Genomic DNA, 13,387 nt, shown 5'->3' on the forward strand with positions numbered 1-13,387 from the left:
TGATAGGTTTAAATTGTTAAAGAGCGTTGCTTTAAGTAAGCGGGTTAGCTTCTCAAAGCGGACGGCCATTTTAGCGAGTTAGCCTTCAGTGTCAAACACTTTTTGCAATTTTATTTCACTTAACTAAGAAGGAAATAAAAACCAAACTCATTAACTCTGGCGTCTTGTTATCACTGCGCTTCTTTTCGAAGTTTGCCCTGACAACGGAGGCGCATTATAGGGAGATATTTAGATAGCACAACCCTTAATTTTACTTTTTTTATAAAAAACATTTTGTTCGACTATTATTCGCACAAAATGGCCAATAAAAAGGCGTATCCCCTCTTAATTAGGCCATTTTATTCATTTAGCTAGTTTTATTGATGAGCAACAATGCGGTCTTTGCTCACCTTTAGCTGTATTTTTTTATCAGGATCGACTTTTCCTGCAAGAATAGCTTTTGCTAAAGGATTTTCCACAGCTTGCTGTATTGCCCTTTTTAATGGGCGAGCTCCATAAACCGGGTCGAAACCAACTTGAGCGATAAGATCCAACGCTTTGGGCGTTGTCTCCAACTCATATCCAGCTTCGGCCATGCGATAAGAAAGCTTATCTAACTGTATTGAAGCGATAGACTTAATATGTTCTTTGCCTAGAGGATGGAATACCACACTTTCATCAACCCTATTAAGGAACTCAGGTTTAAAATGTTTAGTGACGACGTCCATTACCTCTCGCTTGATACCTTCGTAGTCCAGTAAAGAGAAATTCTCTTGTATGCTAGCCGACCCAAGGTTCGAGGTCATAATAACAACGGTGTTTCTAAAATCGACCGTTCTACCCTGACCATCCGTTAAGCGGCCATCATCTAAAACCTGCAACAGTATATTAAATACATCAGGATGGGCTTTTTCTACCTCATCCAGCAAAATAACCGAATAGGGTTTCCTTCTAACCGCTTCCGTAAGATATCCGCCTTCTTCGTATCCTACATATCCGGGAGGGGCACCAACCAATCTTGCTACTGAATGTTTTTCCATAAATTCGGACATATCGATCCGTACCATGGCATCTTCACTATCAAACATGAAGTTAGCTAAAGTTTTACATAGCTCTGTTTTACCCACACCAGTAGGACCCAAAAACAGAAATGAACCAATCGGTTGATTCGGATCAGACAAACCAGCTCGACTTCTGCGAATCGCGTTAGCTACGACTTCAACCGCTTCCTGTTGTCCTATCACCCGTTTGTGCATTACCTCTTCCATATGAAGTAATTTCTCTTTTTCGGCTTCAAGCATTTTTGAAACAGGTATCCCTGTCTGCTTAGAGAGCACTTCTGCAATTTCTTCATCAGTAACTTTATTGCGCAGCAGTGTCATCTCTTGCATTTCCGCTTGTGTGGCGAGATCTAACTGCTTCTCAAGTTCAGGAATACGCCCATATTGCAATTCTGACATGCGGTTTAGATCTCCTGCACGTCTTGCAAAATCCATATCCATTCTTGCTTGTTCTAATTCAGACTTTATATGCTGGGTTCCAGAAAGTGCGGCTTTTTCTGCATTCCAAACTTCATCAAGTTCAGCATAGTCACGCTCTTTCTCGCTCAGCTCTTCATTGAGTGAACGTAAGCGCTTGGTGCTGGCATCATCACTCTCATTATTTAGAGCTTGCTGCTCAATTTTTAATTGAATGATTTTTCGTTCTAGCTTATCCAAGGCCTCTGGTTTTGAATCTATTTGCATCCGAATGCTAGATGCAGCCTCATCAATAAGATCGATCGCTTTGTCTGGAAGTTGGCGGTCAGAAACATAACGATGAGACAAACTCGCAGCCGCAACTATAGCAGGGTCGGTAATTTCAACATGATGGTGTAATTCATAACGTTCTTTCAAGCCACGTAATATCGCAACGGTATCTTCTACGGTTGGTTCATCGACAAGCACTTTTTGAAAGCGACGCTCTAAGGCAGGATCTTTTTCAATATATTGACGATACTCATCCAGTGTTGTGGCCCCAACACAGTGAAGCTCACCTCTGGCTAGCGCTGGCTTTAACATATTACCAGCATCCATTGAGCCTTCTCCTTTCCCAGCTCCAACCATGGTATGAAGCTCATCGATAAAGAGGATTATGTTCCCCTCTTCTTTAGAAAGTTCATTCAAAACAGATTTTAAACGTTCTTCAAACTCACCACGGTATTTGGCTCCCGCCACTAATGAGCCCATGTCTAATGAGAGAACTCTACGACCCCGTAATCCTTCTGGAACTTCATTATTGATGATACGTTGAGCCAGACCTTCAACTATCGCTGTCTTACCTACACCAGGTTCACCAATAATAACCGGGTTATTTTTAGTTCTTCGCTGAAGAACTTGAATCGTCCGTCGAATTTCATCATCTCGACCGATAACAGGATCAAGTTTTCCTTGCTCTGCCCGTACCGTAAGGTCAATAGTAAACTTTTCTAATGCTTGGCGTTTCTCTTCAGCATTGGGATCATCAACTTTTTGCCCCCCTCTAACCTGCTCTATCGCATTAGAGAGCGACTCTTCAGTTAGACCAAACTCTTTTAACAATTCGCCAAGAGGACCTTTATCTTCAATGGCTGCAAGTAAAAACACTTCAGATGATATATAGCTGTCTTGTCGCTGCTGAGCCACTTTATCACACAGATTAAACAGTACCCCCATTCCACTCGACAACTGTACGTCGCCGCCAATCCCACTTACTTTAGGTAGTCGGTCGAGTAGCTCTGATAGCTTAGAACGTAATTGAACCACATCAACATCTAACATGGTTAATAGAGGACGAATAGCGCTACCGTCTTGGTTTAGCAACGAAACCATTAAATGGACGGGTTCTATATATTGATGGTCACGCCCAAGAGCCAATGATTGAGCATCAGAAATTGCTACCTGGAACTTACTGGTAAATCTATCTAAGCGCATGGCAACCTCCATAGAGATAAATAACTAATGCTAAAAAGATGGATACAGCTACTTCGTTTTTCAAGGGAGTAAATCTCCCTTAATAAATAAATGAGGGGTTAATCGTCAATCCAGATAAAGGAGGCTTGCCGGCCAGTGATGCCATCTCGTCGGTAAGAGTAGAACTTAGCAGGATCAGAATACGTACACATATCACTGCAAAATACCTGCTCAACACCAACAGCATTTAGCCTTTGTGTCGCGAGAAGATTCATATCAGCAACATATTTTTGATTGCTTTTGCTAATAAATGCCTCTTCTGCTTGAGGGGAGTGCTGAACAAATTGTTGAAACACATCTTGTCCCACTTCAAATGCTTGAGCTCCAATTGCAGGACCAAGCCATGCAATAACTGGCTTATCAAAAGCTTTCACCGCATTTTCTAAAATACCGTCTGCAAGCCCTCGCCAGCCGGCATGAACGGCAGCGACTTTTGAACCTTCAATATCGGTTAATAAAACAGGCAAGCAGTCTGCTGTCATTACACAACAGACCACCCCTTTCACCGATGTAACACTCGCATCGGCATCAAGAGCCTTGCTTGTTGGCCCACCCAGCTCTGCAACCTTTACAGAGTGGGTCTGATTTAACCAGACGGGATCAGAAGGAAAACCGGCAGCCTTAGTCAATAAAGATCTATTTTGTAGAACAACAATAGGATCATCCTCAACATGAATCCCTAGATTCAATCCATGATAAGCATTGGTCGACATTCCACCTTGACGTGTTGAGCTGACGGCTTTGACATGACTAGGTGCATTCCAGTTTGGGATGATCAAATCCATTAAATGTCATCTTCCTTATTAAGTCTGGCATCTTCTCTTAACGCTTCAGCCATTACCACCATATCGTCAGGAACAGGGGCATGGAACTCCATCTCTTCCTTTGTGACAGGATGGATAAATCTTAACATCACCGCATGCAAGGCTTGTCGATCAAACTGTCGAATCATATCCGTCAGTTCGTCGCTTGCACCTTTCGGTATACGAGCACGACCACCATAAGCAATATCACCAAGCAATGGATGCTGAAGGTAGGACATATGAACACGAATCTGGTGAGTTCTCCCTGTTTCGAGTCGCAATCTTATTCTAGTGTGCTCACGAAAATGTTCCGCAACACGATAATGAGTAATAGCTGGTTTACCCAACTCATTCACCGCCATTAACGTTCTCTTCGTCGTGTGACGTCCAATCGGCTTTTCTATCATGCCGCCAGCGGTCATTTTACCAATGGCAATGGCTTCATACTCACGAGTAATCTTACGCTTTTGCAGCGCTCGTACTAAACGAGTTTGGGCAGGAACCGTTTTCGCGACCACCATTAACCCGGTGGTATCTTTATCAAGACGATGAACAATACCCGCACGCGGCACTTCCGCTATCGAAGGATAGTGGAAAAGCAGTGCGTTTAGCACGGTTCCATCTGGAGTACCTGCTCCCGGATGAACAACAAAATCTCGCGGTTTGTTAATGACAATAATATCGTCATCTTCATAAACAATGTTTAGTGGAATATCTTGAGCTTCCCAACGCTCTTCATCTTCAAGTTCAGCATGCACGACAATTACTTCACCGCCCATCACCTTGACGCGAGGTTTTACAACAACCTCACCATCCACCTGAATTTTACCTTCCAATAGCCATTCTTTTATCCTAGAACGGGAAAAATCAGAAAATAGTTCTGCTACGGCTTGGTCTAATCTTTGACCAAGTTGAGTTTCTTTTACTGTATCGGTTAATTCTATCTGCTGTGCCATATCGAACTTTTTAAAAAACTATGAGACTAATGCTCATGACTGTGAAAAAATACCCTATTGCTTTTTATTCTATCTGTTAACTGCTAGAAAGTAACGGAAGCTTAAGATTTAATTTATATCCAAGGAATCTAATTCGGACATGAAATACCGCACTTTATCAGGCTTATTAACCCTTTCACTGCTTTTTGGTTGCTCTACTAGTGACGAAATCGTTCCTGATGTTCCAGCAGCCGAATTGTATTCAGATGCCCAATCATCACTGAGAAGCGGTGCTTGGCTCAACGCGATCGAGAAATTAGAAGCACTTGATTCGCGTTATCCGTTTGGCCCTTACTCCGAACAGGTACAGCTCGATCTCATCTATGCTTACTATAAAAATAATGATCTACCTTTAGGTCTTGCCACTATCGAGCGATTTATCCGATTAAATCCAACTCATCCAAAAATGGACTGGGTTCTCTATATGAGAGGCCTATCGTACATGGCTCAAGATAGAAACTATATGCATGATATTTTGAATATCGATAGATTTGATCGTGATCCTGAACCGGCAAAATCGGCTTTTGCTGATTTTAAACGTTTATTGCAACGATACCCTGACAGCGCATTTACGGCGGACGCACAAAAGAGAATGTCTGCTCTAATCAATCGCTTAGCCAACTACGATCTTGCCACTGCGGATTTTTATCTGCGTCGCAAAGCTTGGATAGCGGCGATAAATCGCAGTCAAGAGCTACAAAAAACCTACCCAGATACCGTTGCCGCCAGAAAATCGTTAGAAATTCAGTTAGAAGCTTATCAACAGCTCAACTTGACTGAATCGGTTGAACGCACAAGACGCATGATGGAATTAAACGCGCTTTAATTTCACACCATCATTAAACCGTTAAACCGTTAAGCCGCTAATCAATAGCGGCTTTTTTATTTTTGCTGCTATTTGCAATTGCAGAGAAAGGATTGATTCGTTAATAGATCAATCTCACAACTTTTAATTGATTAGAATTCAAACAGGAAAGGATTTTAAATCGAACAAAAGCACTAAAAATAGAGGGATTTTCAGTACGCTACTTGTTACCAATGTATAGAGTTTAATTGGGACTACAAGCTTTTTTTATCAAACCAACAATAAAGATTTGTGGCAGATCACATTTACTGATCTATCAATTTCCCCCTTACATTTAGGTGATCAAGATCACATTATTAAATCACTAAAACAGTAATCTGAAGTTAACCCATAAGGGATGCAACAGAGGAAAACATCTATGAAAATAAACATTACTGGTAAAAATATTGAAATCACCTCTGCAATCCGTGCGCATGTTGAAGCGAAATTTAAAAAGCTTGAAAAATGGCAAGTAGACATTATCGGATGCCAAACAAGCGTCAGTGAAGAACCTGGCAAAAAAATGAAATTTGAAGCGAGCATTTCGGTACCCAAAGGCAAACTTGTCGCCTCATCCATTAATGAAGATCTTTATAAAGCTGTGACTGAAGTGGAACAAAAACTTGAGCGTCAGCTAAATAAACTCAGCCATAAGCCCGAATCCCGTCGTGCCTCTCATGCTGAAAAGCCAGAAATGGATGAAATTGAATAATAGTTAAGTATGAATACTGATTTATTAGATAAAGCGCCTTAGGGCGCTTTTTTGCTTGACGGGATAATGCCCCTTGCTTATGGTGTATATTCAAACGCTAACCAATTGCAATAATGACAATGACGCTAAAACCACTGTTTCTTTTTGATTTATTTTTTATCTCCTAATCTGGAGGCTGAGCTCGTTTTAAAAAATAAACCAAAAACGAACAGAAAGCCTCCCAAAGGGAGGCTTTTTTATTACAAGGAAATAGGCAACCAAGATGACGGACAGTAAATACTCTCTCGATGAGATTCGAATTCGATTAAATGACCTAGATGATCAATTATTACAACTTCTTTCAGAAAGAAGAGCTTTAAGTATCGAGGTTGCAAAAAGTAAGATAGAAACAGCAAAGCCAGTTAGAGATGCCAACAGAGAGCAGCAATTGCTGGTAAAACTTATCGAGAATGGTGATAAAAAATACCAACTTGACGCGCAATACATTACTAAACTATTTCACACCATAATTGAAGATTCTGTACTACTTCAGCAATCCTACTTACAAAATATTGCTAATCCAGCACTGAGTCGAAAACCCATCGCTAGAGTCGCTTATCTGGGTTCAAAAGGCTCTTATTCACATCTGGCCAGCCGAGAATACTTCAGCCGAAAAAATACAGAGCTTATCGAGCTAAATTGCCATCACTTTAAAGAAGTGACAAAAACCGTAGAGTCCGGCCACGCTGATTTTGGTGTATTACCCATTGAAAATACGAGCTCAGGCTCTATCAATGAAGTTTACGACTTACTGCAACACACCACTCTCTATATCGTTGGTGAGATAACCCTACCTATCGAGCACTGCATTCTTGCCGATAGCGACATTCGCCTAGAAGAGATTAAAACACTTTACTCTCATCCACAGCCTCACCAACAATGCAGTGAGTTTCTTAGTCGACTTAAAGGGGTATCTTTAGAGTCGTGTGCCAGCACCGCAGACGCAATGAAGAAAGTTAAAGAGATTAATAGCAACGATGTCGCGGCAATTGGTAACGCCTCTAGCGGCAAATTGTACGGGCTGCAACAGATTCAAGGTAACATTGCCAACCAGACAGAAAATCATACTCGCTTTATTGTTGTGGCGCGTAAACCTGTCGAAGTATCCGCACAAATACCAGCAAAAACCACGCTGATTATGTCCACTTCGCAAGAAGCAGGCTCACTAGTGAAAACATTGCTGGTACTACAAAAATATGACATAAACATGCGCAAACTAGAGAACCGCCCCATTATAGGAAACCCTTGGGAAGAGATGTTCTATGTTGATCTTGAAGCTCACTTAGAATCAGAGAGCATGCAACAAGCTATCAGTGAACTGACACAGATCACGCGACATTTAAAAGTTCTTGGCTGCTATCCAAGTGAAAACGTAAAACCGACTCAAGTGAGGTTAGGTCAATGAAAACCGTTATTGTCGCCTCATTAAATCCAGCAAAAATAAACGCCGTAAAAGCGGCCTTTGAAGATGTCTTTAATGATGAACAATTTACCTTTCAAGGTATCAGTGTCGCAAGTGAGGTGCCTGATCAACCTATATCCGACCAAGAAACCAAACAAGGTGCTTTGAACCGAGTTAAAAATGCAAAACTGGCTGATAACAAAGGGGACTTTTATGTGGGATTAGAAGCTGGCAATGAAGGCGATTTTACCTTTGCTTGGATGGTTATTGAATCACACTCACAACGAGGTGAGTCTCGCTCTGCTAGCCTTATGTTGCCGCCCGTTGTGTTAGAAAAACTCCGCACAGGCAAAGAGTTAGGGGATGTGATGGATGAAGTGTTTGCGACTGAAAATATCAAACAGAAAGGGGGAGCCATTGGCTTACTAACCAACCATCTTTTGACGCGAAGCTCGGTATACCATCAAGCATTAATTCTGGCACTGATCCCTTTTATAAATAAAGATCACTTCCCAACAACGTTGTAACGAGACTCAATACAAACGCTATTGATCAATCATCCTTAAATAAAGATATCAGCCTTTGTTGGTATACTAAAGTGACCTCAAGATGCAGGATTCAGAGCGACATCAACAAGTTCAGTTCAAGAAAGATAATTGAAGGAATGGCATTCCCTTTCAAGATTATCTGACGCAGAAATGGGCGTGTTGATGTCACTTGAGTATATCTTTATTCTCAACCAAAAGCTGAAATAAACTCTCTTTTTCTTCATCTGTATGAGACTTAAGCTCGTTAGAACCTCGCGTTATAGTGGCAATGCCAACACCAAGCATTTGGCTTATCTGCCGCTGAGAAATATCCCCTTTAAGTAACTCATTAAAAATATTCACTCTGGCAACAAGTGCGTCTCTTTCATCTTGAGTTAACAATGAGGTCAACAACATCTCATGTTGATCTTTCTCAGCAGCACTTTTCACTAAACGAATGACGTGTTGCCAGTCCGTAAACTCTGGGGATAAAGACATAATTATCACTCTTATTGGCGGTACAAAACTTAATAAAAAAACAAAAGCTGGCTAACGTTAAGTGGTTCCGTCAAGCCAGCTCATCTCATTGAGTATATATAATTTTCAGTTTGGTTTTAAATTAATATTTCGTTAGCAGTTCTTGAGGATGAAGAAACTCCCCTTCAACTCTCATCAACTGACGATAGTAGGTTTCAAACATCAGTATATTCTGCACATATCCCCGAGTTTCTTTATAAGGAATAGACTCTATGAAAGCAAAAGCATCCAGTTTACTGTTACTGCGTTTACGCCATGTTTTTACTCGATGAGGTCCCGCATTATACGCTGCCAAAGCAAAAATTCGGTTATTATCATACTGATTTAAAAGGCTATTAAGATATCGACTGCCTATCTCTATGTTCTTTTTAACATCATAAAGTTCACTGGCACCTTTGTAATTCAACTTAAACTTTTTAGCCGTGTATTTTGCCGTTGTAGGCATGATTTGCATAATACCTCTGGCTCCTACCGGAGAACGAGCCTGCACATCCAGTGCACTCTCTTGTCTTGCTAGAGACATGAGTGTAATCGGATCAACATTGTGTTTGTCGCCATAAAAGTTGAACCACCATTGATGCGCTACAGGGAACCTCAATGCTGTGTGATCCCACATCTCTGCTTCAATGGTCGCTTTTACCGTTAAATGGTGCCAATTTTTCTTTGCCGCATAAAGAGCCAGCGCTTGCTGCTCCTCTTTATCCACTTGCCACAATAACCAATTCCACTCTCGCTTAGCTGCGGCGATTTTATCAACATCAATAAGTTCATTTATCCGCACTAAACTCACTTGATAGGGTTTCAGTATATCTAGCGTGGTGTTAACACGAGACACTTGATAAGTGACAGGCTTATCCAGTGATTTAGCAGCAGCAACACTGTAAAAATTGCGCTTACCTAACAGTTTTTGTAGTCGCTCTATCCCTTCACTCGATGCTCCTAACGCCAGTTCACTTCTGCCCAACCAATACTGCCAACGCATAGAGTTTTGATTGGATTCCGGCAGGTAAGCAATCCATACCGGGATCATAGGCCAGTCCGCTTGACGAATCGCCAAACGAATTCTCTGCTCAATCATGGAGACATTAGTGGAGTGTTTTAATACCTCATCTCGCCACACAGCAAGATAAAGCTCCTCGGTCTCCAGCAATCGAATAGCAATAAAATCTGACAACCTTTGCGCTTGTTCTCCAACTATCTGTTGGGCATCAAGCACAATCGGTAACGTACGCTGTGCTAAGGCAGGATCTTTTCTAGCTAATTTTTTTAAAGCAATTTCAGATTTCTTTCGGTTATCCTCGTTTGCCGGATGCTTTTGTGAAAATTCCGTCACATATTGAGGATTTCTTAATAGATACTTTAGCTCTTTGGCAAGAAACTGACTGCGTTCACTGGTCGTCATTTTTGCCAGATAATTCATTAAGGTAGCGCTATTTCTCTCATAGCTAAGCAACATACGCCGCAGTACCAAATCGTCCGTTCTTAATCCTGCTTTCTGCCATTCAAGAAACAGAGGTTCGCAATTATCGGATACGCTGTTACCACTGAGCCAGAGTTCAGTCGCACCTTTATACGCTCTATCTTCATTACCATTTTTCAGCTGAGCATAATAGAAGCTACAACGATACTTCTCCATCCTAGGCTCTGTTGTCTGATATTGATAAAAAGTTTGCCAATCTCCTTTCTTTATCAAAGCATCTAGATACGCTGCACGGATGCTATTAGAGAAAGGGAATGATTGATGCTGACTAACAAACTGATTGACTTCTTCAGGTGTCCTTTTACCTATATTGACCAGAAATGTTCGGTAATCAACATACGGAGTAAGAGGATAATTGGCGATTTGATCGCGAATTTGCATGTACTTTTCTATCTGTTTCTTATCCAGATATTTTTGAGCTTTTTGATATGTGACTCGCTGCTGTTCTAAAGACGCAGGCGCCGCGAATGCGCCTGTAGAAATAGCCAATATAGGCAACACAGCAGATACAAGTTTGTTCATGCGAAACATTGATTACCCATTTCCTAGCCAGTTAGCTGATGATTGATGGTTATAAACACAATACAGCAGACTGTTTAAATACATGTAACGCTAATGTTAGAAAACTATCATGCTATAGATCAAGCCCTATCTCTCATTATTTTGTCACGAAACCAAGCTTTATTAATCTCATTCTCACTTGAGATAATTTGGTATAAAATAATCCCTCATTTTTTCAAAACATAGGATCAATCGGCAATGGCTGAATACGTCTATACCATGTCGCGAGTGAGCAAAGTCGTGCCACCTAAGCGTCAAATTTTAAAAGACATTTCTCTAAGCTTTTTTCCTGGAGCCAAAATTGGTGTTCTAGGTTTAAATGGTGCGGGTAAATCTACCTTACTTCGTATCATGGCAGGTATCGACACTGACATTGATGGTGAAGCTCGTCCACAACCGGGACTCAATGTAGGTTACCTACCTCAAGAACCGAAGCTTGATGAGTCAAAAACCGTACGTGAAATTGTAGAAGAAGCCGTTGCCGATGTTGCGGGCGCTTTATCAAGATTAGATGCCGTTTATGCCGCTTACGCAGAACCAGATGCAGACTTTGATGCTTTGGCCAAAGAGCAAGGTGAACTTGAAGCGCTCATTCAAGCTAAAGATGGTCACAATCTAGATAACGCATTAGAACGTGCCGCAGATGCACTTCGTCTCCCAGAGTGGGATACCAAAATTGAAGTTCTTTCTGGTGGTGAACGTCGTCGTGTGGCTATTTGTCGTCTATTGCTAGAAAAACCCGATATGCTGTTGCTAGATGAACCTACTAACCACCTTGATGCGGAATCTGTAGGTTGGCTTGAGCGCTTTTTGGTTGACTACAACGGAACCGTTGTGGCAATTACCCACGACCGTTATTTCTTAGATAATGCCGCAGGATGGATTTTAGAACTTGACCGTGGTGAAGGTATTCCATGGGAAGGTAACTACACATCTTGGCTTGAACAAAAAGATGCACGTTTGAAACAGGAAGCTTCTCAAGAGAAAGCGCGTCAAAAAACCATTGAGAAAGAGCTGGAGTGGGTTCGTCAAAACCCTAAAGGCCGACAAGCTAAATCAAAAGCACGTATGGCTCGATTTGAAGAACTGAATACTTCCGATCACCAGAAACGAAACGAGACAAACGAACTGTTTATTCCACCGGGTGAGCGTTTGGGTGACAAAGTGATCGAGGTTAACAACTTAACCAAGTCATTTGGCGATCGCGTACTTATCGATAACCTCTCTTTTAGCATGCCTAAAGGCGCTATTGTCGGCATCATCGGTGCCAACGGTGCAGGTAAGTCGACGCTATTTAAAATGTTAAGTGGTACAGAGCAAGCGGACAGCGGCACCATTGAACTTGGTGATACTGTTCATCTAGCATCAGTTGATCAGTTCCGTGACAGCATGGATGACACTAAAACGGTTTTCCAAGAGATCTCTGAAGGCGCGGACATCATCAAGATCAACAACTTTGAGATTCCGGCTCGTGCATACTGCTCTCGCTTCAACTTCAAAGGTGTTGATCAGCAAAAAGTCATTGGCGAGTTATCCGGTGGTGAACGTAACCGCGTACACTTAGCTAAGTTACTCAAAGCGGGGGGTAATGTACTATTACTCGATGAGCCAACCAATGACCTAGATGTAGAGACCCTACGAGCTCTGGAAGAAGCTTTACTTGAATTCCCGGGCTGTGCCATGGTTATTTCCCATGACCGTTGGTTCTTAGACCGTATCGCGACTCATATTCTTGACTACCGCGATGAAGGACAAGTGAACTTCTATGAAGGTAACTATAGTGAATACACTGAGTGGCTTAAACAGACATTAGGCGCTCAAGCAGCTGAGCCTCATCGTATTAAATATAAACGTATGACTAAATAACTTAGTCACTGTTTCTCATTTAAAGACCGCTTAAATAGCGGTCTTTTTTATTACCTAGAGCAATTTCCTGCGATAAGATCGACAGATTATAACTTTTGTTAACCAAGCGCTCAGTATCTTGAAGTTAGTTAGGTATAGTATTAATCTTATACTAGCTATCCACCATATTAAGAGAGGATATATGAGCGAACGTCGTCGCTTTTCCCGTGTCATCTATCAAGCGCCTGCAGAATTACATCAGGGGCAACTCAAGGTCAGCAGTTCGATCAAAGATCTCTCTTTACACGGTCTGCTACTGGCTACCCCAGATACACCTCTCGACAGCGCACACCCTGTTGATGTCTTTTTCCAAATTCCTGACAGCGACATCATTATCTCATTGCAAGCTGACATCGTCGAAATGACCGATACTTTTATTCGAGTAAGCATTCAGCATATTGATATAGACAGTATTAGCCACTTAAGGCGTTTAGTTGAACTTAATGTCGGTGATGATGAGTTGTTGCACCGAGAGTTAGAACAACTATCAGATCTTGGTGATCACCATTAAACCTTTTAGTTAATGGTAAAAAACCAAATTTAATGGTGATTTTCTATGTTAAAAAAAGAGCCACTTAACTGAGTTAAGTGGCTCTTTTTTTAGCTTAAATTT

General features: G+C 41.5%; 11 protein-coding genes and 1 other annotated feature. Of the genes, 6 read left to right on the forward strand and 5 right to left on the reverse strand.

The genetic code is table 11. From position 1 onward, the window contains the following. Positions 1–356: 356 nt before the first annotated feature. From clpB to rluD, 3 genes are all read right to left on the reverse strand, one after another. Entirely contained in the window at positions 357–2,930 is a 2,574-nt protein-coding gene (gene clpB, locus F0227_RS13665; RefSeq protein WP_171753777.1) for an ATP-dependent chaperone ClpB, read from the reverse strand. Positions 2,931–3,028: 98 nt separating this feature from the next. Continuing rightward, on the reverse strand, positions 3,029–3,748 hold the full coding sequence (gene pgeF, locus F0227_RS13670) for a peptidoglycan editing factor PgeF (RefSeq protein ID WP_171753843.1): 720 nt from the start codon (positions 3,746–3,748) through the stop codon (positions 3,029–3,031). 5 nt (positions 3,749–3,753) lie between these two features. Continuing rightward, on the reverse strand, positions 3,754–4,728 hold the full coding sequence (gene rluD, locus F0227_RS13675; RefSeq protein WP_171753778.1) for a 23S rRNA pseudouridine(1911/1915/1917) synthase RluD: 975 nt from the start codon (positions 4,726–4,728) through the stop codon (positions 3,754–3,756). A gap of 139 nt (positions 4,729–4,867) precedes the next feature. Here rluD and F0227_RS13680 point away from each other — a divergent pair, with 139 nt between their 5' ends. The 4 genes from F0227_RS13680 (at position 4,868) to yjjX (ending at position 8,291) form a co-directional block, all read left to right on the forward strand. Next, entirely contained in the window at positions 4,868–5,593 is a 726-nt protein-coding gene (locus F0227_RS13680) for an outer membrane protein assembly factor BamD (RefSeq protein ID WP_171753779.1), read from the forward strand. A 397-nt stretch (positions 5,594–5,990) separates the two neighbouring features. Further along, positions 5,991–6,323: a ribosome-associated translation inhibitor RaiA gene (gene raiA / locus F0227_RS13685; protein ID WP_171753780.1), complete on the forward strand. Its 333-nt coding sequence runs from the start codon at positions 5,991–5,993 to the stop codon at positions 6,321–6,323. A gap of 121 nt (positions 6,324–6,444) precedes the next feature. Further along, positions 6,445–6,564, forward strand: a sequence feature (Phe leader region). 21 nt (positions 6,565–6,585) lie between these two features. After that, complete coding sequence (gene pheA / locus F0227_RS13690; RefSeq protein ID WP_171753781.1) at positions 6,586–7,767, forward strand: prephenate dehydratase; 1,182 nt, start codon at positions 6,586–6,588, stop codon at positions 7,765–7,767. Continuing rightward, a complete protein-coding gene (yjjX, locus tag F0227_RS13695) occupies positions 7,764–8,291 on the forward strand; it encodes an inosine/xanthosine triphosphatase (protein WP_171753782.1) in 528 nt (175 codons plus the stop codon). Before pheA ends, yjjX begins: the two co-directional genes overlap by 4 nt. A 186-nt stretch (positions 8,292–8,477) precedes the next feature. Here the strand turns inward: yjjX and trpR are convergent, their stop codons facing one another. Together trpR and F0227_RS13705 are read right to left on the reverse strand one after the other, a co-directional pair. Continuing rightward, entirely contained in the window at positions 8,478–8,789 is a 312-nt protein-coding gene (gene trpR / locus F0227_RS13700) for a trp operon repressor (RefSeq protein WP_171753783.1), read from the reverse strand. Between the two features lie 121 nt (positions 8,790–8,910). Continuing rightward, positions 8,911–10,830, reverse strand: a complete 1,920-nt coding sequence (locus tag F0227_RS13705; RefSeq protein ID WP_253822103.1) for a transglycosylase SLT domain-containing protein — start codon at positions 10,828–10,830, stop codon at positions 8,911–8,913. A gap of 237 nt (positions 10,831–11,067) precedes the next feature. On the opposite strand from F0227_RS13705, the gene ettA reads away from it, so the two are divergent. Further along, entirely contained in the window at positions 11,068–12,735 is a 1,668-nt protein-coding gene (gene ettA, locus F0227_RS13710) for an energy-dependent translational throttle protein EttA (protein ID WP_171753785.1), read from the forward strand. A 181-nt stretch (positions 12,736–12,916) separates the two neighbouring features. Further along, the gene (locus tag F0227_RS13715; protein ID WP_171753786.1) at positions 12,917–13,285 is read left to right on the forward strand and encodes a PilZ domain-containing protein; all 369 of its coding nucleotides are present in this window, start codon (positions 12,917–12,919) and stop codon (positions 13,283–13,285) included. Positions 13,286–13,387 lie beyond the last annotated feature (102 nt).

Origin of the sequence: Vibrio sp. 99-8-1 (assembly GCF_013114595.1) — a bacterium.
Lineage (GTDB): Bacteria > Pseudomonadota > Gammaproteobacteria > Enterobacterales > Vibrionaceae > Vibrio.

Excerpts from the sequence above, each read along its gene's own strand:
- clpB (WP_171753777.1), bottom strand. The coding sequence starts at position 2,930 with ATGCGCTTAGATAGATTTACCAGTAAGTTCCAGGTAGCAATTTCTGAT.
- rluD (WP_171753778.1), bottom strand. The coding sequence starts at position 4,728 with ATGGCACAGCAGATAGAATTAACCGATACAGTAAAAGAAACTCAACTT.
- F0227_RS13680 (WP_171753779.1), top strand. The coding sequence starts at position 4,868 with ATGAAATACCGCACTTTATCAGGCTTATTAACCCTTTCACTGCTTTTT.
- raiA (WP_171753780.1), top strand. The coding sequence starts at position 5,991 with ATGAAAATAAACATTACTGGTAAAAATATTGAAATCACCTCTGCAATC.
- pheA (WP_171753781.1), top strand. The coding sequence starts at position 6,586 with ATGACGGACAGTAAATACTCTCTCGATGAGATTCGAATTCGATTAAAT.
- yjjX (WP_171753782.1), top strand. The coding sequence starts at position 7,764 with ATGAAAACCGTTATTGTCGCCTCATTAAATCCAGCAAAAATAAACGCC.
- trpR (WP_171753783.1), bottom strand. The coding sequence starts at position 8,789 with ATGTCTTTATCCCCAGAGTTTACGGACTGGCAACACGTCATTCGTTTA.
- F0227_RS13705 (WP_253822103.1), bottom strand. The coding sequence starts at position 10,830 with ATGAACAAACTTGTATCTGCTGTGTTGCCTATATTGGCTATTTCTACA.
- ettA (WP_171753785.1), top strand. The coding sequence starts at position 11,068 with ATGGCTGAATACGTCTATACCATGTCGCGAGTGAGCAAAGTCGTGCCA.
- F0227_RS13715 (WP_171753786.1), top strand. The coding sequence starts at position 12,917 with ATGAGCGAACGTCGTCGCTTTTCCCGTGTCATCTATCAAGCGCCTGCA.